General features: G+C 63.9%; 19 protein-coding genes and 3 pseudogenes. 14 read left to right on the forward strand and 8 right to left on the reverse strand.

What is annotated here, in order from left to right:
* Window positions 1–1,597 (forward strand): annotated as a pseudogene (locus PJL15_RS18605) (DNA polymerase III subunit gamma and tau); the annotation flags it as partial.
* 33 nt (window positions 1,598–1,630) lie between these two features.
* The gene (recR, locus tag PJL15_RS18610; protein ID WP_018778094.1) at window positions 1,631–2,230 is read left to right on the forward strand and encodes a recombination mediator RecR; all 600 of its coding nucleotides are present in this window, start codon (window positions 1,631–1,633) and stop codon (window positions 2,228–2,230) included.
* A 17-nt stretch (window positions 2,231–2,247) separates the two neighbouring features.
* Here recR and PJL15_RS18615 read toward each other — a convergent pair whose 3' ends face one another.
* Complete coding sequence (locus PJL15_RS18615) at window positions 2,248–3,378, reverse strand: hypothetical protein (RefSeq protein ID WP_281452622.1); 1,131 nt, start codon at window positions 3,376–3,378, stop codon at window positions 2,248–2,250.
* A gap of 111 nt (window positions 3,379–3,489) precedes the next feature.
* Between PJL15_RS18615 and PJL15_RS18620 the strand changes: the two genes are divergently transcribed.
* The 4 genes from PJL15_RS18620 to PJL15_RS18635 all read left to right on the forward strand — a co-directional run bounded on the left by PJL15_RS18620 (window position 3,490) and on the right by PJL15_RS18635 (window position 6,539).
* Window positions 3,490–4,017, forward strand: coding sequence for a DUF427 domain-containing protein (locus tag PJL15_RS18620; RefSeq protein ID WP_281452623.1), 528 nt, complete (start codon window positions 3,490–3,492; stop codon window positions 4,015–4,017).
* Window positions 4,018–4,163: 146 nt separating this feature from the next.
* Entirely contained in the window at window positions 4,164–5,510 is a 1,347-nt protein-coding gene (locus PJL15_RS18625) for an aspartate kinase (protein WP_281452624.1), read from the forward strand.
* A gap of 153 nt (window positions 5,511–5,663) precedes the next feature.
* On the forward strand, window positions 5,664–6,005 hold the full coding sequence (locus PJL15_RS18630) for a hypothetical protein (protein WP_281452625.1): 342 nt from the start codon (window positions 5,664–5,666) through the stop codon (window positions 6,003–6,005).
* A gap of 234 nt (window positions 6,006–6,239) precedes the next feature.
* The gene (locus PJL15_RS18635) at window positions 6,240–6,539 is read left to right on the forward strand and encodes a DUF4193 domain-containing protein (protein ID WP_018778105.1); all 300 of its coding nucleotides are present in this window, start codon (window positions 6,240–6,242) and stop codon (window positions 6,537–6,539) included.
* A gap of 109 nt (window positions 6,540–6,648) precedes the next feature.
* Here PJL15_RS18635 and PJL15_RS18640 read toward each other — a convergent pair whose 3' ends face one another.
* From PJL15_RS18640 to PJL15_RS18650, 3 genes are all read right to left on the reverse strand, one after another.
* Window positions 6,649–7,008, reverse strand: a complete 360-nt coding sequence (locus tag PJL15_RS18640; protein WP_281452626.1) for a LapA family protein — start codon at window positions 7,006–7,008, stop codon at window positions 6,649–6,651.
* An 81-nt stretch (window positions 7,009–7,089) separates the two neighbouring features.
* Entirely contained in the window at window positions 7,090–7,320 is a 231-nt protein-coding gene (locus PJL15_RS18645; RefSeq protein WP_281452627.1) for a hypothetical protein, read from the reverse strand.
* 207 nt (window positions 7,321–7,527) lie between these two features.
* Window positions 7,528–7,752, reverse strand: coding sequence for a hypothetical protein (locus PJL15_RS18650; protein WP_281452628.1), 225 nt, complete (start codon window positions 7,750–7,752; stop codon window positions 7,528–7,530).
* Window positions 7,753–7,877: 125 nt separating this feature from the next.
* On the opposite strand from PJL15_RS18650, the gene PJL15_RS18655 reads away from it, so the two are divergent.
* Genes PJL15_RS18655 through PJL15_RS18670 form a run of 4 tightly spaced genes read left to right on the forward strand, consistent with a single transcriptional unit; the run spans window position 7,878 to window position 10,261 of the window.
* Window positions 7,878–8,366, forward strand: coding sequence for a MarR family winged helix-turn-helix transcriptional regulator (locus PJL15_RS18655; RefSeq protein WP_281452629.1), 489 nt, complete (start codon window positions 7,878–7,880; stop codon window positions 8,364–8,366).
* Window positions 8,367–8,374: 8 nt separating this feature from the next.
* Complete coding sequence (locus PJL15_RS18660; protein WP_281452630.1) at window positions 8,375–8,917, forward strand: SSI family serine proteinase inhibitor; 543 nt, start codon at window positions 8,375–8,377, stop codon at window positions 8,915–8,917.
* Window positions 8,904–9,842 (forward strand): 3-methyladenine DNA glycosylase, encoded by a 939-nt coding sequence (locus tag PJL15_RS18665; protein ID WP_281452631.1) that lies wholly within the window; start codon window positions 8,904–8,906, stop codon window positions 9,840–9,842. Before PJL15_RS18660 ends, PJL15_RS18665 begins: the two co-directional genes overlap by 14 nt.
* A gap of 29 nt (window positions 9,843–9,871) precedes the next feature.
* Complete coding sequence (locus PJL15_RS18670; protein WP_281452632.1) at window positions 9,872–10,261, forward strand: serine protease inhibitor; 390 nt, start codon at window positions 9,872–9,874, stop codon at window positions 10,259–10,261.
* 79 nt (window positions 10,262–10,340) lie between these two features.
* On the opposite strand, the gene PJL15_RS18675 is transcribed toward PJL15_RS18670, so the two are convergent.
* The gene (locus PJL15_RS18675) at window positions 10,341–13,517 is read right to left on the reverse strand and encodes a S8 family serine peptidase (RefSeq protein WP_432443841.1); all 3,177 of its coding nucleotides are present in this window, start codon (window positions 13,515–13,517) and stop codon (window positions 10,341–10,343) included.
* Between the two features lie 252 nt (window positions 13,518–13,769).
* Window positions 13,770–16,710, reverse strand: a pseudogene (locus tag PJL15_RS18680) (exo-alpha-sialidase).
* A gap of 181 nt (window positions 16,711–16,891) precedes the next feature.
* Here PJL15_RS18680 and PJL15_RS18685 point away from each other — a divergent pair.
* The 3 genes and pseudogenes from PJL15_RS18685 to PJL15_RS18695 all read left to right on the forward strand — a co-directional run bounded on the left by PJL15_RS18685 (window position 16,892) and on the right by PJL15_RS18695 (window position 19,823).
* Window positions 16,892–17,830 carry an NAD(P)-dependent oxidoreductase gene (locus PJL15_RS18685; protein ID WP_281452633.1) on the forward strand — a complete coding sequence of 313 codons (939 nt, stop codon included), beginning with the start codon at window positions 16,892–16,894 and terminating at the stop codon, window positions 17,828–17,830.
* Between the two features lie 41 nt (window positions 17,831–17,871).
* Entirely contained in the window at window positions 17,872–18,741 is an 870-nt protein-coding gene (locus PJL15_RS18690) for an alpha/beta fold hydrolase (RefSeq protein WP_281452634.1), read from the forward strand.
* Between the two features lie 116 nt (window positions 18,742–18,857).
* Window positions 18,858–19,823 (forward strand): annotated as a pseudogene (locus PJL15_RS18695) (manganese catalase family protein).
* Between the two features lie 72 nt (window positions 19,824–19,895).
* On the opposite strand, the gene PJL15_RS18700 reads toward PJL15_RS18695, so the two are convergent.
* Complete coding sequence (locus PJL15_RS18700) at window positions 19,896–20,186, reverse strand: DUF1540 domain-containing protein (protein ID WP_211713976.1); 291 nt, start codon at window positions 20,184–20,186, stop codon at window positions 19,896–19,898.
* Between the two features lie 125 nt (window positions 20,187–20,311).
* Complete coding sequence (locus PJL15_RS18705; RefSeq protein WP_281452635.1) at window positions 20,312–20,494, reverse strand: hypothetical protein; 183 nt, start codon at window positions 20,492–20,494, stop codon at window positions 20,312–20,314.
* A 325-nt stretch (window positions 20,495–20,819) separates the two neighbouring features.
* On the opposite strand from PJL15_RS18705, the gene purS reads away from it, so the two are divergent.
* Complete coding sequence (purS, locus tag PJL15_RS18710) at window positions 20,820–21,071, forward strand: phosphoribosylformylglycinamidine synthase subunit PurS (protein WP_011773385.1); 252 nt, start codon at window positions 20,820–20,822, stop codon at window positions 21,069–21,071.

A 21,071-nucleotide genomic window follows, 5' to 3' on the forward strand; every position in this document is an offset into this window, starting at 1 on the left:
GCCAGCGGCCGCGCAGGCTGCAGCCCCTTCCCCCGCGCAGGCACCAGCCCCCACTCCGGCACCTGCTCCCGCGGGTGGCGGCGATGTCGAGGCTCTGCGCCGCGCTTGGCCGGACGTGCTACAGACACTGACCAAGATCAAGCGCAGTACGTGGGCCCTTGTGGAGCCCAACGCCCAGGTCGCCCAGTTCGACGGGCAGGTGCTCACCCTCGCGTTCACTACCGGCGGCCTCGCTGGAGCCTTTGGGCGCGCGGACCACTCCGAAAACCTACGCCAGGCAATTCACAAGACCATCGGCATCGATTGCCAGATAGTCGCAGTGGCTGGCGGCAACAGCTCAGCGAGCTCTGAGCCAAACCCAAAAGCGCCTACTAGCCGGGAAATCCCGGCTGCCTCCTCAGTGAACGGCCCGGCCACAGCTACTCCCACGGACTCCGTAACCGCAAAGTCGGCGCAGGCAGCTGTGTCGTCGGTTGATTCTGCCTGGGGTCTCGCAGTTCAGGCAGCCCCAACTCCGGCAACCCCTGCGCCCCCCACCGCCGCGTCCACCGGAGCGCCCGCGGCAAACCCGGCGCCGGCCGTGCCAGTGACACCCGCCCCTGCCCAGGCAACCGCTACTCCCGCCCACGCGACACCCACTCCCGCCCCGGCAACCCCCACTCCCGCAACTCCTGAGCCGTCAGAGTCGGCGGGCGATTACTCCTACCCGGATGACGACTGGGGTCCGCCTTTGGACGAGGATGCCCCACCGTTGGATGAAGAGCCTCCGGCCGATTGGGAGCCACGGGCAAGCTACGGCCGCCAAGATGGACCTCGTAGCAATCCTCAGGGAGTACAGCCCTCCGCTGCCGCCAGCACGGAGCGATCCGCTGCGCGCGAGCCGTCCCTGGCAGCGCCGCAATCCCCAGCCACCGCAGCACCCACGCCGTCCGATGACCCGTGGTCCCGCGCGGTAGAGCAGGCTCCGGGCACGTGGGTGGTTGGCACCGAATCAAACGTGGGCAAGGCGGCTCCCACCAAGGAGCCAGCCGCGGCACCCGCCATGGATGCCCCGGATTACGAGCCCGCCGCAGCGCAGGTCCCGGAGACGGCAACTGCAACGTACGGTCACCCAACCAACGCCCAACAGAACCCAAGCTCCAGCTGGGACGTAGCACCGGCGTCGAGCTGGCCGGAAACGCAAGCCGCCAGCGTCCCGGTGGCCGCCAGCGTCCCGGTGGCAAGTCTCGACCCGGTGGCCGCCAGCGTCCCGGCCGCCGCCAACAGCATCCCGACCTGGCCTTCCTTGGCGTCTCAACCCGAGGAAGCGCGCGGTTCCGTGGCCACCCTCGAGGAGGACGCGCCGTCGGGCAATCCCAATGGTCGCCAGAGCCTGTACCAGCGGTTGACGAACAGCCCCGAAGCCCAAGCGGGACGTGTCCAGGCGCCGGTGCGGACGCCAGCAGCACCCACCGCAGCGCCGGAGGATATTCCAAGCCCGGAGGACGAGACCATCGAGGAATCGAGGGTCTTTGGGCGGGCTGCGGTGGAGCGTATTCTGGGCGGAAAGCTGATCGAAGAGCGCGCCCTGGACGGTTCTCCTCTGCAAACCCGCTGACTCCAGCATTGATTTCAAACAAACGAGGACATTGTGTACGAAGGTGCAGTTCAGGAGCTGATTGACGAGCTCGGTCGGCTCCCCGGCGTGGGCCCGAAATCGGCGCAGCGCCTGGCGTTCCATATCCTGGAGGCCGACCCCGAGGACATGAAACGCCTGGTCACGGCCATCACCACCGTCAAGGAGCGCGTGAAGTTCTGCTCGGTCTGCTTCAACGTGACCGAGCAGGAAACGTGCAACATCTGCCGTGATCCGCGCCGGGACCCCTCGGTGATCTGCGTGGTTGAAGAGTCCAAGGATGTGCTGGCTGTAGAGCGGACCCGTTCATTCCGCGGCAGGTATCACGTGCTGGGTGGGGCCATCAACCCCATCGCCGGCATCGGTCCGGAGCAACTTCGCATTCGTGAGCTCCTCACGCGGCTCAATGACGGCGCCATCCAGGAAATCATCATCGCCACCGACCCCAACCTTGAAGGGGAAGCCACGGCCACGTATCTGGCCCGCATGCTCAAGTCGATTGGTATCACGGTGACGCGGCTGGCATCAGGGCTGCCCGTCGGCGGTGACCTTGAGTACGCCGATGAGGTCACGCTGGGCCGTGCCTTCGAAGGCCGGCGGAACGCGCTGTTGTAGCCCGAGCCGCTCAGCCCTCAAGAAGCGCGCGCCTCCATCTGGCCGGCCGCGGGTCTCCGGGATGCCAGCCAGCGTCCCGGAATCAACACCAACGCGGCCACCAAAGCTTGCAGGGCGAACCCAGTGACCGCCACGGGCACCGTAGGCGGAAGCGCTTCGCTTGATTCTCCACCCAGGCACGGAACCTGACGCGAAGGACCGTCCGCAGCCCACTGAAGCCCCGCCAAAACCCACCCGAATTCGCTGTCCGTGGGCACGAAGCCCGCACCAACGCTGCCCAGCAACAACGCGGGATTGGATGCTGCCAGCCAGGCGATACGTTCGGTGCGTGCCACTTCCACGGGTCGAAGATCTCCCACACATTGGTAGGCGGTGATTTCTCCGGCGCTGTCCCGTTCCACATTCACCGGTACCGATGCCTGATCCGTGCCTGTGGTCCCCGGCAGCAGCAGAGCCGTGACCGTCACGTTTCCGAAGCAAAGGACGGCCAGTAGCGCCGCGGACAAGGCCACACCCGGCCCCACTCCGGCGAAGCACGCCCTCGCCCCGGCACCCATAAGTCCGAAAATGGCGGTTTCCAAAACAATAACGACGACGGCGACTCCAGCCAGCGCGATCCGCCCACCACTGCTCAAGCCCACAATGAGCAGAAGAACGAACGCGGGTGCCGCCAATGCCAGCCCCCTCAGCAATCCTGCGAGGCTGAGCGCAAGGACACTGCTAACGGTGGTCCGCGAGGTAGGCCCGGCAGCAGGGTGCCGGAATCCCCATCCCATTCCGAGCACGGCAGCCAGCATTGCCGACAAAGCGGCCATGATAAGGAACACGGCGCCGGTAACCTGGCGATCGAACCAGCCCATCGCATCGGCCCACCCCACCAGCGCGGCAGCGGCGCCCCAGACCGCGGCTATTCCGACGACGCAGGCCAACCAGAACCACCAGGACGTGAAAGAAGTCCGGGCATCCTGCCAGGCCACCTGTGCTGCGGTGGTGAAAACTCCACGCGGATTCCCGGCCAGCGTTGGACCGTCGTGCGCTATCCGCTCCGCCGTTCCCTGATCATCGATCAGGCCGCCACCGATGACCTCATATTCGGGCTCGTTCCGACCCGGCCCGGGACCGCGCGGTTGCTCAGGAACGCCGGCCATTGCCGCTCGCAATCCTCATGGAATGGATCGTACGCCGCTGCAACCCCGGCCCCTAGGGGCGGAAGCTTTGTACACCAGGATTGATCCACCAGGGCATGCCATCATGGAGGCATGGCCCCTTCCCACGGCATTTCCGGAGTTTTTCGGCGCCCCCGCCCGGTCAAGCCGTCGGCAGGTCAGGAGTCCGTGTGGGACTACCCGCGGCCACCCCGGATTGAACCCACGCCGGAACGAGTCGTGGTGCGGCTCGGTGATCGCGTGATTGCGGATACCACTGACGCTGTCCGGGTTCTGGAGACCAGCCACCCGCCCGTCTATTACTTGCCACTGAGCGCCTTCCCGGCGGGGGTGCTTGTACCTGTGGGCGGCACCAGCTTCTGTGAATTCAAAGGTGTGGCAGAGTATTTCAACGTCGTGGCCGGCGGGGTCGAAGCGGCCCGGGGTGCGTGGATGTACCCGAACCCCTCGCAAGGATTCGAGGCGCTGAAAAGCAGGGTGGCCCTCTACCCCGAACGCATGGGATCCTGCGAAGTGGACGGGGAGCGGGTGGCCTTTCAGGAAGGCGACTTCTATGGTGGCTGGATCACCCAGCGGATCGTCGGTCCCTTTAAGGGCGGCCCGGGCACGGTCGGGTGGTGACGGTCAGCCTGTGGCCGGTATGTGGTCACAATTCCTGCCAGCACTGCCGACGGCGATAAACTGGGCAAATAAGCTACGCAGGCGTGCTCCAATTTGGAATTCAGCATGCCGCGTTCGAACCCTATTGATGCAGTGAGGGTGCGCGCATGACTATGCCCACTACCGAAGTGAAGATCGACGAGCTCGCAGGCGAGGCTGCCATTACCAAGCAGTTGATCGTTCAGAAGTTCGGCGGTTCCTCGGTTGCCGATGCTGATGGCATCAAGCGGGTCGCACAGCGCGTTGTGGATGCGCAGAAGGCCGGCAATGAGGTTGTGGTTGTCGTTTCCGCGATGGGCGACACCACCGATGAACTCCTGGACCTTGCCGGTCAGGTGACGGACTCCGCGCCTGCCCGCGAAATGGATATGTTGTTGTCCGCTGGCGAGCGGATTTCAATGGCCCTTCTTGCCATGGCCATTAACAAGTTCGGCGCTTCCGCGCAGTCCTTCACGGGCTCCCAGGCGGGCATGATTACTGACGGCATCCACGGCAAGGCGCGGATTATCGACGTCGACCCCCACCGCATCCGCACGGCCCTGGACAAGGGCCACATCGCCATTGTCGCCGGTTTCCAGGGCATGAGCCGCAGCACCAACGAGATCACCACCTTGGGCCGCGGCGGCTCCGACACCACCGCCGTCGCCCTGGCTGCAGCCCTTGAAGCGGACGTCTGCGAAATCTACACGGACGTTGACGGTATCTACACCGCGGACCCCCGCGTTGTGACCTCGGCCCAGAAGATCGACCGGATCTCCAGCGAGGAAATGCTGGAACTGGCCGCTTCCGGCGCAAAGATCCTGCACCTCCGGTGTGTGGAGTACGCCCGCCGCTTTGGTGTGCCCCTGCACGTCCGTTCTTCATTCAGCCAGAAGGAAGGCACCTGGGTCATCCCCGGTGCCGACGAAAAGTTCACGATTCAAGAGGGAGTTGCCTTGGAGCAGCCAATCATCTCCGGCGTTGCACACGACCGGTCCGAAGCCAAGGTCACCGTTGTTGGCGTCCCGGACATTCCCGGCAAGGCTGCTGCGATCTTCCAGGTGATCGCTGACGCGCACTCGAACATCGACATGATCGTCCAGAACGTGTCCACCCACGGAACGGGCCGCACGGACATTTCCTTCACGCTGCCCATCGTGGAAGGTGCCGACGCCCTGGCAGCCCTGCGTGCCGCTGAAGGCCAGATCGGCTTCGAGAGCATCGAATACAACGAGCACGTGGGCAAGCTCTCGCTGATCGGCGCCGGCATGCGATCACACCCCGGCGTTTCGGCCACGTTCTTCAAGGCACTCTCCGATGCCGGCATCAACATCGACATGATCTCCACCTCGGAAATCCGCATCTCGGTAGTCACCAGTGCTGATGCCCTGGATGACGCTGTACGCGCCATCCACAATGCATTCGAGCTCGACGGCGACTCCGAGGCTACCGTCTATGGCGGCACCGGCCGCTAAGCCACCCACGTGACGGCCTTGCCGCCGTCGAGGTTTTCTCCTCAGAAGTCCCTGCCTCGCCTTGAGGCGGGGACTTCTGCGTTATGGCTGGTGGGATGCCGACAGTTGCGCCGCTCATTGACCTGAACCCCGTGGTCGTGGATCGTTTGGTCAATGAGCCGGGGGACGCGAATCACATTGTTATTGCTGGTTACCGGGGCTGCCGTTGCAGGTACGCTGGCCGGCGTCAGGTTGTGGAACGTCCACCAGCAGACGTCGGACTGGGTCTGGTCGCCAAAGGAGATTCCGTCCAAAGTACAGTTTGCCGGCCGTGAATATAACTGCGGCCCAGACCCCAGCCCTACCAAGCAGGATGTTTCAGCGCTGACCCCGCAAGGGCGGACGGCCGGAGGCGGCGAGATCCTTGCAAAGGAACCTTCCACTCAAGCCCGGGTGTTCATCGTGGTGCGGACACGCGACGGGGCATTCGGTTGTGGCCTCATGGGTGGCCCCTAGCCCAGTTGTACTCGATGAGTTGGGGTGTCCTTCCGCCCTCGGTGAACGAATTACAGTTTCCGGACGTTGATCTGCGTTAATACAGGGGTGAAATGACGCGGTATGGCGGCTTTTTTGGCCGCCACCCACGTGGTTTTCGCCACAAGCTGTAGAACTGGGGTATGGTATGGAATTTTCATGGCATGCTGTACGTTGCATACCCGGTAACCCCCTAACACGAAGAGGCATTAAAAAGTGGCAGCCGATTACGACGAACTCCGTACCGATGTAAAAGAGAACCAGGAGCAGTCCCTCCAGGCTCTTCAATCTGCCAGCGCCCCCACGGCCAAGAGCGTCGTGCTGGAACTGGACGAAACCGATGGCCTTGACGCCAATGGCCCCGGTGGCGAAATCGTCGCCGAGGAACTGGTCATCCAGGTCATCCCGCAGGCAAACGACGAGTTCACCTGTAACTCTTGTTTCCTGGTCCGCCACCGCTCGCAGATCGCGCGCGAAAAAGATGGCGTTGCCTACTGCACTGACTGCGAAGGCTAAGACGACCCACCACCCCGGCGGACTGAACGTCGTCAGGGAGTGCCGCCGTCGGGATTAAATTGCGGAAGGACCGGAGCCACGCTCCGGTCCTCCCGCAGTTAACTACTACTTAGGGCGCCACGCCCGGGCCTCCCACCGCTTTCCGGCGCCGGTGATCCGTGATGCGCAGCTGGAGTATCCGCGCCCCACCCGCAAGCGCCACAAGCACACCGCCACCCACGGCCGCGATGAAAAGCGTGGTGCCCAGTGCGAGCGTTCCCTCAAGACCGAGGAACCGGACCGTGATCATGTCCTGGTTCTGTACGAAGAAGACGATCAGCATCACCAAGACCACAAGGCCCACGGCAACTGCTACCCACAGGGCAGCCGTGCGGGTTGGCCGGGTGCTTGGCGCCAACGCTTGTGGCGCCGGACGGCCTTGGCGGTCCCCGCCAGCAGGTATTCCCGTGGCGTCATCGTGGATACTCATGTGGCGGCCCCCTTCAGTTCCGGCAATAATCCGCATTCATATAATAAGCATACTGATCATTGCGGCGACAGGGGTTGCATTTTAAACAGAGTAATCAGTTGACGTCGCGCCGGGATCGTTGTTCCGCACCGCGTAGTGGTGACCTTCGGAATCGGTCTCGATGTCGAAGTTCTTTAAGTCGGCCTCGGAAGCGGTCTCGAAATCATCGTGCTTGTGAACTACCGGAGCGTCGGTGTCGCCGTGGGTTGCGGGCCCGAAGACGAACTGCAGTCGCTCGGTCACATGCTGGAAGCCTTCCAACTTGCGTCCCATGCTCATCCACCCCCTTTCTTGCGGGAGAGAAAACGGCAGGGCGGGCAGGCGCCGTCCGTGACCCCAATTTTACGCCCGGAGGCCGCAAAAGGCTCCGGGCGGGCCCGCGCCGACATGGCAGTTGATGACAATCCGAGCGCCCGGCATTGTCATCAAATGCCAAGTCGACGACGACGTCGACGACAACGGCGGCGGCCGCTGCGGCGCTTAGCGCAGGGACTTGTCCTCGGGGTTGCGGGGAACCACGTAGGTGCTGCCGTCGGGACGGTGGAGGGTCTCCCACTGCTGCGTCTCAGCCTGGCGCTGGGCGAGCAGCTTCCGGTTGGCTTCGGTCATTTCGTGATCGAGGGAGCTGCTGTGCGCCGGCCCGAAAATGACGCGGAACTTCCCCGTTGCGCGCATGAATTTCCGGGTGAAGGATTCCTTTGCCACGCTGATCGACTCCTATGTGTTCGACGGTTCAATACCTTCATAGTACACTAATCATTAGTGCACTAACTAATTGGTGCAGGGCCGACGCGGTGTAGCCTCGTCAGTGCAGCAAGCAGGAGGAAGCCATGACGACCGTCAGCGAAACCACCCAGGAAACCGATGACCTCCTGTTGGAGCGCCAATTGTGCTTTGCCCTCACGGTGGCCTCGCGCAGTGTCGTGGGCATCTATAAGCCCGTCCTCGAAAAGCTCGGCCTCACACACCCCCAATATCTGGTGATGCTGGCCCTGTGGGAGCGCAGTCCGAGGACGCTGAAGGACATCAGCGACAGCCTCCTCCATGAGCCCGCCACCCTCTCGCCGCTGTTGAAACGACTTGAGGAAGCGCAGCTCATCACCAGGGAGCGCGTACCAGGCAATGAGCGCGCACTGGCCATCAAACTCACCGACAAGGGAGCGGCCCTTCGCGCACAGGCAACGGCAGTGCCCGGCACCATCCGTGAGCGCCTGCAGTTGAGCCGCGAGGAAGTCGCGGAACTCCACCAGGCCATGACGGGCTTGATAGCTGCCACTCAGCACACCGCCGACGAGCCCCGTAAAATGGAGGCAACTTAGGAGATTCGATGCGCCTGCGATTTGTCCGCCCCTTACTGGCAGTGCTTGCTGTCGCCGGCCTCGCCGCATGCTCAGGCGCCCCCGCCCCGGGTTCCTCGAGCGGCACAACCCAGGCGCCGTCGTCGTCCGCTTCAAGCGCGCCCTCCAGCACCCCTTCAAGCGAGCCGTCAAGCGGCGGCCCGTCCAGCAGCCCCTCCTCAGCAGCTGGCCGGGGCGACGCTGAACTGTCCATCACGCTGATGGAGACCCCGGAGGCCGCGCCCAAGTCCTTCACCTTGGTCTGCATCGGCGGCACGCCCGCTGCGGAGAGCAAGCACCCGTCGCCCGCTGAAGCCTGCGCCGCCATCAAGAACAATCCCTCCATGCTCAGCCCCGCTCCCCCACGGGCCGACCGGGCCTGCACCATGCAATACGGCGGACCCGCAACTGCCACGGTGACCGGCGCGGTGGACGGCAAGGAAGTCACCGCCGCCTTCAACCGCACTGACGGCTGCCAGATCGGCATGTGGGACGTTGCCAGGAGCGTCCTCGGATCCGATGGCGGTTTCTAGGCTGAACCACCTCCCCCAAGAGCACTGGCTTGGGCTGGAGGCCGCTCATCATGCCCGGGTCGCGCAGTACTCCGACCCCTACCTTGCCCGGCGTTCTGCCGGTAAGAAGCACCCCGTGGAGGATTTCCTCTTCACGTACTACACCCAGAAACCCGGACAGTTGCTGCGGTGGCACCCAGGGGACGCTATGGTGCTCAGCGGCGAACGCGCGCTGGAGCGCAGCACGTGGAAGTTCTACAGAACCCTCGACGACGGCGAACTCGCCTCGCTCGGGCTGCCTGCAGGCACGCCGGCGGTCACCTTTGACCGGGCCGGCTTCCTGGCCGACCGCGCCGAGGCAGTGCGTTTCGCGGGGATCATCTTGTCCGGCACTGCAAAACGTCCCGCTCAGTTCGGCTGCTTCGGCCTCCACGAATGGGCCATGGTTTACCGGCAGGAGAAGTTCGAGCTGCGCCACGAGTACCTGAAGCTTCGACTCGGCGGCCAGGGCACGGACACCGTGGTGGAAGAGAACCGCATCCGCTGCTCCCATTTCGATGCCTTCCGCTTCTACACCCCGGACGCCGTGCCCCTGAACGAGCTCACGCCCTCCCGCGAAAATCAGCGAACCATGGAACAGCCGGGGTGCCTGCACGCCAACATGGACCTCTACAAATGGGCCTACAAACTGGCGCCCGCACTTCCCAGCGAGCTGGTAATGGACTGCTTCGAGCTGTCCTGGCGGATCCGCGCCATGGATATGCAGGCCTCCCCCTACGATCTTGAAGAATGGGGCTACCCGCCCATCAGGATTGAGACACCGCAGGGCAAGGCCGAGTACGTTGAATACCAGCGGGCTTTCGCAGCCGAATCCCAGGAACTGCGGGCCCGCGTGCTCCAGGCAGTAGGCCCGCTCTTGGACGAGCTGCGCGGCCAGGCCGCCTGAGCACCCGACGCCACCAGCGAAAGGTCACCATGGTTTCCCTGAACCCCACCGAGTACGACGTCGACCTCACAGTCACGCTGACAGAGTCGCCGGGCGCCGAAAGCCGGGTCTTCCACCTCCGGTCCGCCGGCGGCGTTCTCTCGCCGGACCCGGCGTCAGTCGACTCGAACCTGCCGGACGCGCCCGCGGCGCTTGCCGCCGTCGAGCAGTTCGGCCAGGAGATCTTCTTCCCGGAGCCCCGCCCGGACAGGATCTGCACCCAGCAGTACGGCGGCCCCCAAGTCGCCGAAGTCAAGGGATGGTTCCGCGGCCGCAAGGTCCACAGCCACTTCAGCAGGACCGACGGCTGTGAGATTGCGCGCTGGAAGACCTTGGCAGCACTCCTGGGCAATACCGGCGGCTCAACGGGATCCGTTTAAACGCAACGCGGGGTCACTTATGGCCCATAACGGGTGCCCGAACGGGCCATAAGTGACCCCGCGTTGTTAGTGCGGGTGATTAGCCGGCGTTGTTGCTCTGGGCCGGCTCGTCAGCGCGGATCTTGCCCCGCGGTTTCTTGTCCTTCTTGTCCTTCTTGGGATCTTCTTCATCCGGGACCACTACGGTTCCGCCCGGGTTCACCAGGACCGTGACGAAGCTCGGCTCGCTGGTTCCTGCGAAGGTCAGCCGGCCAATGTAGGAGCCCGGCTCCAGGTTCTTCCAGTTCAGCGAGATCTGGCCCGTCTTGCCGTTCGGTAGGCGGATCGGATTCGGCGTCACAGTGGCGTTGCCCTGGTTGGCCCCCAGCACGGCAGCATCAACGGTGGCCTTGGTGGCCTGGTTGTTGGGGCTGGCGTAGAGGTTGGCGAAGATGTAGTAGTCGCCCGGTGCCGGGTTGGGCACGGACAAGGTTTCGCTCGCGGACGCCGTTGCGGCCGGCAGCTGCTGGCCCGTCGGCGTGAGGACCAGCATGTCGAAGTCCGCAGCGTCGTTGGAGGAGATCACCGAGAACTTGGCCAGAGCAGAGCCCTCACCCACGGTTACCTTCTTCACGTAGTTGGACGCGTTGGTCTCGCCGGCAAACGGCCCGGGGACCAGTTCGATAGCCGAGGAATCAGCCTTGGAGAGGCCATCAATTGTGACGCCGACCGGCAGGTTGGTGCCGGAGGTGATGTTGATAGTGCCCGAGCCATTGGGACCGGTTCCCGTGAAAGCCAGTGCCTTGTCCGCGATGACGGACTGCGGACGGACGGCGATCGGCGAGGTGACGGTCTTGTTGGCACCCTGCCAGCTCAGCGAACCCATGGCGAACTTGCCCAGTTCGGCATTCTTGTTCTCGAACTGGACCTTGAAGGTCTTCTTTTCACCGGGAGCGCCGAAGGTCAGCACGGACGGGGTTACCTTGACGTTGACGCCGGGGACGTCCACGGAGGCCCGGTAGGTGCCCGGGGTCAGCGCCGTAAGCGTTCGGGTGACCTCGATCTTGCCGGCGAGGTTGCCCAGCGCGAAGGATGGGACGTTCATGTCACGCGCGGCCGTTGTGCCGAGTCCTTCCATGCCAAGGTCCATGCCGGTTCCCTGGATGAACTTCAGGTAATCCTCGGTGGTGGCGTCGTACACCAGGCCCGGGGTGAGCACCTTGGCGGGATCAACCTGCCCGGCACCGGTGGCGAAGACATCCTTGTTGACGGCTCCGCTTGCCAGTTTGACCGGACCAGCGGTTGTCATCATGGCGGACTTAACAGTGGCCGGGGACCACTGCGGGTTCTTGGACAGGATCAGGGCGCCGAAGCCCGCTACGTGCGGGGAAGCCATGGATGTTCCGGACAGGAAGCCGAAGTTGTCTCCCCCGGTTCCGATCGGCGAAACGCCAGCGAGGATCGCAACACCCGGCGCGGAAACGTCGGGCTTCAGCAGGTCCGAGTCAGTGGCAAGCAGCGGCCCGCGGGAGGAGAACCCGGCGATCTGCGGCTGTGCTTCCGCGGGCAGGCCCGTGGTGTCGCGGTTGATCAGGGACACGGTGATGGCCGGGTTGGCCGTGACCTTGTCCTTGATGGCCTGCGTGGCCGGCGGGTTCACGTGGACGGTGGGAACAGCGTGCTTGTCCGTGTCCAGCGACGAGTCGGTCAGGTTGACCAGGATCATGCCCACACCGCCGCCGCGAAGGACCTCCGCGCTCTTGGCCGTGCGGTCCACGACTCCGCGGTCACACACCACAACCTTGCCGGCCACCTTGGCCGGGTCAAGCGATCCGGGAGCACACAGCGCGGCGTTGCCGGTGCCGCTGGCCGCATTGGTGGACAGCACGACGCCGGCCCCGCTCACCTCACGGTTCATGATGGACGCTCCGCGGAACTTGCTGCCATCGGAGAATTCAACGGTGCCCTGCAGTTCCTGCGAGAACGACGTAGCAGCCACCGTGGTCAACCAAGGAGCTCCGTGGTTGACGGTGCTGGCGGTGGGGCCGGAGTTGCCGGCGGAGGTGGCCACGAAGATACCGGCGGACGCGGCGGACAGGAATGCCAGCGAGACCGGGTCGGTAGTGGAGGTGGTGGAGCCGGAGATGGAGTAGTTCAGCACGTCCACCCCGTCCAGGATGGCCTGCTCGATCGCGTCCACGGATGCTGAACCGTAGCAGCCACCGGTGGCAGGGTCGGTGTCTTCCCAGCACACCTTGTAGATGGAGAGCTTGGCGGCCGGTGCGATGCCGCTGGTGGTTCCGAAGCTGCGGCCGTCCACAACGGCGTCTACGTTGCCGTTTCCGGCAGCAGTGCTGGCGGTGTGGGTACCGTGGCTGTCAACGTCCACGGCGGAAATGACTTCTTCCGGGGCACGGTTTGCCGGCGGAACAGTTTCCAGGAATGCGTCGGCGAAGTAGTGGGTGCTGAGGACCTTGGAGTTGCAGGCGCTGCCGTCGTAGCCGGCGCCCGTACCGGTACCCGGCTGGCACTCGCCAACGAAAGTGTCGCCGTCGGCCTTAAGCATGGCGATCTTGCCGTCAGCGGTGCGGTAGGGAACGCCCACCTGGGGGTTGCCCACCAACGGACCCACTGGCTCTCCGGCGAAGAAGGGGTTGGACGGCGTGTAGCCGGTGTCGATGACGCCGACAACGGTGCCCTTGCCGGCGTTCTCCTGGCCGCCGTACTGCGTTGCCCACGTGCCGTTGGGGCCACTGAGCTTGAGGAAGTCGGTGGTGGAGTAATCGGGGGCGTACTGCGTATCCGGTGCCACCATCAGGACTTTGGGATCCTTGGCCAGGTTGATGGCCTGGTCCGCCGTGAGATTGGCACTGAAGCCGTTGACGGCGGTGGTGAATTCGCGCTTGATCGTGACGTTTTCCTGCTGCGCGACTTCCTGCTGTTTCTGCTGAAGGTGCTGCTGGTATTCCTTCACCTCGGCGCTGTCGGCGTCGAGCTTCTTGCCCTCCTCCGGTTTGGTCGGCGCAAGACCCGCCGTGCCGCCGTCGTAGGTTGCCGCAGGCTTTTCGGCGAGGACCACCATGTAACGGCCGTCCTTGTAGGAGCCGGGGTCAAGGTTCTTCTTGGCCACGCCTGCAACATTTCCGGGCGCCTCCGGGGCGGGGGCGGCCTGGGCCGGCATCGCCATGGACGAGAGCAGCAACGGCAGGCCGACGGCGAGCGCCGCGGCCTTCCGGAGTCCCCCGCTTCTGACGAAGCTCTTTCCTTGTGATTTCACGAGTGGTTGCACCTTTCACTGAGGAGGCCCAGGCTCCATCGCCAAGGCCTGTCAACTATCAGATGGTTGAACCTTTGACAGTTCTTGTCAAAACCGTGCAACCAGCCGAGTCATAGAGTATCTAGTGAGAGACGAATATGACATACAGCACATTTCGGGAATTTTGTCTTGTCACGGCGCGGTGTTTTGCCCAGATGGCATTGGATGACAATGCCGGGCTCGGTCATTGTCATCCAATGCCATCCCGCGGGATCAGCCCTTGGGCGTCACTTGCAGTCGGTCGAACGAAACCTGCCGGCCGTCCTTGTCCAGGACCACGACGTCGTCGCGACCATTCTTCACATCGGAAGGAAGGACGAACTCCAGGGTGTTCTCCGTCGTGGGGAAGATCCACCCCAGACGGTAGCCTGTCTTGTTCAGGTAGACGTAGTACCAATTTCCGTACTCGAGGCCTTTGAGCACAACCTTCTGCCCAGTCCGGTACTTGTCCAGTGCCCAGGTCCGAAGGCGGCGCTTCCAGTTCCTGAACTGCCCTTTCGGGCGTGCTGTCCGGACGGGCCGGCTGGACCTTCAATTGCAGAGGATCGCCCGATGCCGTTGCCGCAGCTTCCAAGGAACCGTTACGGGCTGTCGCTTCAAACGCCACCACGCCCAGGCTGCCGGCGGAAATGTCCGCAGCGGTCAGGACGTGTTCACGGGTAGCTGTCACGCTGTCACCTGCCGCGAGCCTGGGCTCTGCAATCCCGGCTTCCGGAGCTTCCAACCCGATAAGCGCAACGTTCCCGGAGTTCCCCACGGTAAAGGTATAGGTCACGGGATCGCCGACGCTGGCAAAGCGGTCTCCATCCGCGTCACTCCATGCCGCGGACACCGTCGCGTCAAGCTTGGCTTCACGGACCCTCAGGTCCACTTCGCCGCCGTCCACCGTGATGGCCCGGGTGGTTTGGCCTGCAGCGCTGACTTCCCAGGTGCTGGCCGCAACAAAGTAGCCCTGCTCAGCCTCTTCTGCCGTCACGGTGTGGCGCGGGGTGGTGCACTGGTAGCTCTGCCCGGCCGCCAGTGAAGAGTACCGGCAGTTGCCCGGACCCTCCGGAAGGAACGGGCTGAAGTTGCCCGCAGTGGGCACTACCTTCTCCATCAGAGGGCTCGTGTTCTTTACCGTGAAGGTGTACGGGACCAGCTCACCCTCAGCGTACGGCTGGGTGGCAAGATCACGCCCGACGTCGGCACGCGTCCCGCTGATGTCGGCCGCCACGAGTCCGTCGCGCAAGGCGACCGCAGCGCCGGTAAACGCCACGGTTTTGGTGAGCGACGGCGTCGTGCTGGCTGTGATGCTGAAGCTTGCCTCCGGCACGAAGTAGCCGCGCTGGATGTCGGCCGCCGTGATCACATGCTTGGCGGTGGTGCAGTTGTAACTGGCACCGGCAGCAAGGTTGTTGTACCGGCAGTTAGGGGCCGACGGCGGCAGGAAGCCGGAGTCGAACGTCCCGGAAACAGGGACAGCGTTGGCCGTGACGTTGGCCGTGCTCTTGACGTTGAAGTTGTACGTCAAGGTCTCGCCGGCTTGGTATGGGTTGGCCACAACATCGCGCGCCGGAGCGGTTCCTGAAATGGTGAGGCCCACCTGCGGAGCAACCGGCACCGTAGCGGTGAAGGTGAACTGGGAAACCCGGCCGTCCGGCGTCGTAAATGCCGCATTGAGGTTCTGCGGCCCGCTGGCGTTCGCCGGCGCCGTGAGGGCAACGTTGACGGTCACCGAGGCGCCGGGAGCGACGTCGGGAACCGGCACCGTGGTGGCAGACCAGCCGGTGGGGGTGTAGACGGTGGCGGTGGCGCCGGTGAGCGTGGTGGCTTCCTGGTTCGTCACAGTCACGGGAACCTGCTGCGTTGCTCCGGGAGCGGTGGTGACAGCCGGGACTTGCAGCGGGGCGCAAACGTAGTTCAACCAAGCGTCGTCGAACTTGGCGAACGGCATGTTATCCGTGTAGTTGCCCTCGTACAGCACTCCAAACTTGCCATCTTCCAGGCGCGTCACCGTGGAGTAGGCCGAGAAGCCCGGACGGATGGTGCGTAAGCCCGGCCAGGTGGCGCCGTCGTCGCAGGAGACCCGGGCCGACACATTTTCCCGGCCGGTCTTGGAGTTGGCGTTGGTGAAGATGAGCTTCTTCGCATCGGCCGAGCCTTGCGCAGCACCCGGGAACATCCTGGAAATCGAGCCGTTGTTGGCAGGATCCGGAAGCTCTGTGTCCTGGGTGACCGGACCATATGTGGCTCCGCCGTCCGTGGAAACAGCCACCTTGCGGTAGCCCTGGTTGGCATTGTCCCGCGAGTTCAGCAGGACACGGCCGTCGGAGAGTTCAACGGTTTTGTTCTCATCCATCCGATCGCCCACGTTGGCGCCCTTGTGCCAGGTGGCGCCATGGTCATCGGAGTAGACGCTGTAGGCCTGGATCTTGTTGGTGCCGTCCGCTTGGCGGACATCGCCGGCGTATTGCTGGATGAGCCGGCCCTTGTACGGGCCGTACTTCAGCTGGATCCCTTCCCCGGAGGAAGCGAAGTTCGAACGCACATCTCCTGCCACGGGACTGGTCTTGCTGGTTCCCGGCTTGGTGACGCTGGTGATCAGCCGCGGCCGGCTCCACGAGAGGCCGCCGTCCGAGGACTCGATGACCGCTGACGAGATGACGGTCCTGTCGGCGTCGTCGTTGCCGAACTGGCTGCCGCCGAAGCCCTGGTCCTTGGAGTACACGAAGAAGGCGAACACCTTGCCGGCTTCAGCGTCATAAACGTAAGAGGGATCGCTGTAGCCGTACTTCGGGGCGCTGGCATCACCCTCATGGCCGGCCGCGATGACCTGCACCGGCCCCCACGTCTGGCCGCCATCGGTGCTGCGGCGTTGGACTATCGAGTTTGGGTTGGGCGCGTCCGCGGCCGAGCCTGGACGCCCATCCCATGCTGCGAGCACCACATTGTTGCCAAGGTACGTCAGCGCAGGGATCCGGTAGAAGAAGTTGGCAGCTGTGCGATCGGCACCAAGGTTGGCCTCGGCAAACGATCCGGGTGCGGCGGCAGGGTCTGCAGATGGGATCGGAGCAGCCGTGGCGGGAAGGCCGAGCCCGGCCAGGAGCCCCAGGGCGAGGGTGCCGACTGCTGCTATGCGTACGAGCGATGAGGTTGGGGATATGGATCTCAAATCCAGTGTCCTACCGAAACGACTCCAATAAGGCGTTCGTGTTACGTGCTACGTCGAACGTCCTACAACCATAGAGTGCTGGGCGTCACATTGCCAGGGATGAAGAGCCCCGGGAAAACAGGGCCCTGAAGGATGTAGCCTCAGGAACAAACCGCCGAACCGCCCTGACCCTGGAGCTGCAGTGAAAATCCTCGTCCCGGACACCATCGAACTCGACCTCTCCAACCTCGACGACAACGTGGTGGTGTACCAGGTGGACCGGCCCGTCCCCGCCGAACACCGGGATGCCGAGGTCCTTGTGGTGTGGCGGAACACTGCAGAAAACCTGGCCGACGCAGCCAAGGAGCTGCCGTCCCTGAAGCTTGTCCAGACGCTCGCAGCGGGCCCGGATTCAGTGCTGGCCGCCGGATTCGCCGACACCGTGGCCATCACCTCCGGCCGCTCCCTGCACGATGGCCCGGTGGCGGAGCACGCCCTGGCCTTGGTCCTGGCGGCGGTGCGCCGGCTGGACGAGCTGATGGAGTCCCAGAAAGAGTCCACCTGGAACCAGCCCTACAACGCTGAGCAGTCCAACCCCGCGACTGGACAGCTCTACACGCTCGACGGCGCCAACGTCACCATTTGGGGGTTTGGCTCCATCGCAGGGCGGCTGGCCCCCCTGCTGGCCGCGCTGGGTGCGAAGGTCACCGGCGTCGCAAGTTCCAAAGGCGAGCGTTACGGCTTCCCGGTGGTGGCAGCAGATGAGTTCCACAAGGTCCTGCAGTCCACGGATGTCCTGATCTCGATCCTGCCCGCAACGGCCGAGACCGCAGATGCCCTCAATACCGAGGTCCTGGCCAGCCTCCCCGCGAGCGCAATCTTCGTGAACGTGGGCCGCGGAGCCACCGTGGACGAAGATGCGCTCCTTGCGGCTTTGCGGGAGGGCCGCCTGCGCGCCGCCGCCCTGGATGTGACCAAGGTGGAACCGTTGCCGGCCGACTCGGAGCTGTGGACCGCACCGAACCTGATCATCACACCCCACGTCGCGGGCAACCGCCCCAAGGGCTCCGGCCCGCTGGTCACGGCCAATGTCACAGCACTCAAGGAAGGCGGGCCGCTGACCAACCAAGTGGCCGGCTAGGGCTGGACGCAACAAGAGCGCCCGCGTCGTAGGCTGGGGCCGTGAGAAACACTCGAGTCATTTCCACGCGCCTGGGCCCGGTTGAGGTCATGTACCAGCCAGGAGAGAAGCCACCGGTGCTTCTTTTTCCCGGAGGCCACTGCTCGGCGGCAAGCGACTGCGGCGGCAGTCTCTACACTTCCGCCGGCCACGGAGTGCTGGCGTTCTCACGACCGGGCTACGGAAAGACAAAAGTGGGCTCCCTCCATGCCGAGGAATTCGTTCCAGCCGTGACGGACTGCTGTGACGCCCTGGGAATCAGCCGTACCGCGGGTGCGGTAGGAGTCTCCTTCGGCGGGATGCAGGCCATTCACACAGCACGGTCCTTGCCCGGACTGGCACCTCGACTGTTCCTGCACAGCTGCGCTCCGTCGACGCTGGCTTATCCGGACACACGCATGGAATCGCTTGTCGGACCCTTGGCCTTTTCTCCCGCCGCGCAGGGCCTGGCCTGGACCTCAGTGGCGGCCTTGGTTGGCTCGGAGGGCGGGCTTCGGAGAATGGTCGGCACATTGTCCAACAAGCCAATCAGCGAGTGGTGGCACACGTGGTCGGCCGAGGACAAGCGGCGGGCACGGGAGCTGTTTCAAACCATGCGTTCGGGCAAGGGATTCGTCAACGACCTGCAACAAGCCAGGCCCGATCGCGCCGCCTATCGACGACTGATTCAAACGCACATCACGTGTCCTACCCTGGTGACCGCCTCACGTCATGATGCCGGTGTCAGCTTCTCCCACGCGGAGGATTACAGGGACACCATCCCCGGCGCCCGGCTGGTTGAGCTGGCCTCGCCCAGCCACCTGTTCTGGCTCGGACCCGAGCAGGCGGAGGCCCAAGCAGTGGTCCAGTCCTTCTTATCGGAACAGGCCTGACCACCCACCCCCACCCTTGCGGAAAAATAGTAAGCATGCTTATGGTGATGGCTCCGGGGTGGCCAGCAGTGGGTTTCCATCCCGCGGACGCAGCAAGAACACCGTGAGGAATCGCAATGTACCTGCACACCCAACTTCTCATCAACGAAATTGCCGCTGACGAGCCTGATCCCGCTGCAGCCAACGCCCTCCAGGAAGGCCTGGGCGGACAGTTCGGCGAAATGCGGACCATGATGCAATACCTGTTCCAAAGCATGAACTTCCGTGGCGATCCTGCATCGAAGCCCTACAAGGACCTCCTCCAAGGCATCGGCACCGAAGAGATCAGCCACGTGGAGCTCATCGGCACCACCATCTCGCAACTCCTTGATGGCTCACCCCGCTACCAAGGCAAGAAGAGCGATCCTGTGGACCAACCGGGCGCCGGTGGCGCGACGCCCCTCAACATCGCCCTGGACACCAGCAACATCCACCACTATCTGGTGGGAGCCCAGGGTGCGTTGCCCGTGGACGCCGCGGGAAATCCCTGGAGCGGCTCCTATGTCTACAACAGCGGCAACCTGGTGCTGGACCTGCTCTACAACCTGATGCTCGAATCCACTGGTCGGCTCCAGAAATGCCGTATCTACGAGATGACGGAAAACAAGACGGCGCGCTCCACCATCGCGTACCTGATCGTTCGCGACCAAGCCCACGAGAATGCCTACGCCAAGGCGCTGGAAAGCCTGGGCGTGAACTGAGGCAAGGTCCTCCCCATCCCGAAGACCAACGCTGAGCAGTTCCCGGAAGTGAAGAAGCTCCTGGACTTGGGCCTTCAGAGCATCCAGTACACCTTCAGCGCTGACAACCTCAGCGAAGCGGGCAAGCTCTACCGCGGGGCGTCACCATCCAACGACGGCACCGAGCTCAGCACCGAACAGATGCCCGACGGCTTCCCCATGACCATGTCCCCCGAACGCAAGGAAGAGTTTGCGCCCGGCCTCGACCCGGAACTGCTGGCCTTGATCCAGGCCACAGCCGAGCAGGAAATGAAGGACGCGGACAACCCCAAGGACACCACCTCCCAGGCGGCCAGGAAGTAGCACGCCCACGAAAAAGCGGCCCGTCCTCGACAGAGGGCGGGCCGCTTTCGCGTAAGTCGTTCGTCGTAGATATCAGGCGTGCTCGTAGGTCAGGCAATCCGCGGCTTCGCGGCCCGGACCCACGCGGACATCGTGTGCCTCGCACATGAGGTTGTTGTTGTGGACACACTCGGATCGCTGGCAGGCACCCACGTGGGCCAGGACCTTGGGAAGCCCGCCCATGGCGTTGGTGTCAATGAACGTGGCGCAGGAAGCGTGGTCCTGGGTACCGCCAATGGTGATGCCAAAAGCGGTGCAGCCGTCGTGGTTGAATCCGCAGCTGCCAACGCTACAGGCGGATACTTCTGCAATGTGTTCGGTCATTGTTCCTCCTGGTTGTCTCTGGTGTACCAGGGGGGTGAACCCCCGCATGTATCTCCAAAGTACGCCGGAACCACGCCGTTTAACCCCTTTGAATAGCGCATTTGTACGTGCGCTAATCAGGCGCCTTACCGGGGCCGGCGCAGGGCGTCGCTGATTTTCGCCCTCGTCTCCGCGTCCAAGGGAGCAGTTACCCTGTGATCCCGTGCGGCTTTGTCTGCCCTGATCTTCTGGATGACCATGCGGCCCAAACCTGCAAAAACGGCTGCAGCCACTACGCCCAGCACCATCGATTTCGGTTTTTCAGCCATGGGGCAATCCTAGTGACGCGTGCCCGCCGCGACCAGCGCCGACAGGCGCAACCAAGTGCCGCCGTCGGGCCTTCAAACGGCACTATTTCCGCCGTGACGGCGGGGTGTCCTCGCAGAATCGCGCTGAATAGGGTATGTGCGCCGCTCCCGGTAGAATGGTTGTGCAAGCTCGCGGAGCGCCCCCATGCCGTTCAAACAATGCAGTTCACAACCGTGTTTAACCCTGTGTTCATAACGCTGTTTGAATGCGGCTGAACGGCGTGAGACGGCATCTCCGCGGCAGCCTTATTTAAGGTTCACCCAACTCACGCACAGGAGTTACCGGATGCCCCGGATCGTCGTTGACGTCATGCCCAAGCCCGAGATTCTGGACCCCCAGGGGAAGGCCATCGTGGGAGCACTGCCCCGCCTCGGCTTCAACAGCTTCAGCGCAGTCCGCCAGGGCAAGCGCTTCGAACTGACGGTCGACGGCGAGGTGACCGACGCTATCCTGGCCCAGGCCCGTGAAGCTGCCGAGACCCTCCTGTCCAACCCGGTGATCGAGGATGTTGTCAACGTCGAGGTCGTCGAGGCCTGA

Origin of the sequence: Paenarthrobacter nitroguajacolicus (assembly GCF_029952445.1) — a bacterium.
GTDB classification, from domain to species: domain Bacteria; phylum Actinomycetota; class Actinomycetes; order Actinomycetales; family Micrococcaceae; genus Arthrobacter; species Arthrobacter nitroguajacolicus_B.

Excerpts from the sequence above, each read along its gene's own strand:
- PJL15_RS18640 (WP_281452626.1), bottom strand. The coding sequence starts at position 7,008 with ATGAGTATCCACGATGACGCCACGGGAATACCTGCTGGCGGGGACCGC.
- PJL15_RS18700 (WP_211713976.1), bottom strand. The coding sequence starts at position 20,186 with ATGACCGAACACATTGCAGAAGTATCCGCCTGTAGCGTTGGCAGCTGC.
- purS (WP_011773385.1), top strand. The coding sequence starts at position 20,820 with ATGCCCCGGATCGTCGTTGACGTCATGCCCAAGCCCGAGATTCTGGAC.
- PJL15_RS18660 (WP_281452630.1), top strand. The coding sequence starts at position 8,375 with ATGCGCCTGCGATTTGTCCGCCCCTTACTGGCAGTGCTTGCTGTCGCC.
- PJL15_RS18655 (WP_281452629.1), top strand. The coding sequence starts at position 7,878 with ATGACGACCGTCAGCGAAACCACCCAGGAAACCGATGACCTCCTGTTG.
- PJL15_RS18670 (WP_281452632.1), top strand. The coding sequence starts at position 9,872 with ATGGTTTCCCTGAACCCCACCGAGTACGACGTCGACCTCACAGTCACG.
- PJL15_RS18625 (WP_281452624.1), top strand. The coding sequence starts at position 4,164 with ATGACTATGCCCACTACCGAAGTGAAGATCGACGAGCTCGCAGGCGAG.
- PJL15_RS18630 (WP_281452625.1), top strand. The coding sequence starts at position 5,664 with ATGAGCCGGGGGACGCGAATCACATTGTTATTGCTGGTTACCGGGGCT.
- PJL15_RS18665 (WP_281452631.1), top strand. The coding sequence starts at position 8,904 with ATGGCGGTTTCTAGGCTGAACCACCTCCCCCAAGAGCACTGGCTTGGG.
- PJL15_RS18645 (WP_281452627.1), bottom strand. The coding sequence starts at position 7,320 with ATGGGACGCAAGTTGGAAGGCTTCCAGCATGTGACCGAGCGACTGCAG.
- PJL15_RS18705 (WP_281452635.1), bottom strand. The coding sequence starts at position 20,494 with ATGGCTGAAAAACCGAAATCGATGGTGCTGGGCGTAGTGGCTGCAGCC.
- PJL15_RS18620 (WP_281452623.1), top strand. The coding sequence starts at position 3,490 with ATGGCCCCTTCCCACGGCATTTCCGGAGTTTTTCGGCGCCCCCGCCCG.
- PJL15_RS18615 (WP_281452622.1), bottom strand. The coding sequence starts at position 3,378 with ATGGCCGGCGTTCCTGAGCAACCGCGCGGTCCCGGGCCGGGTCGGAAC.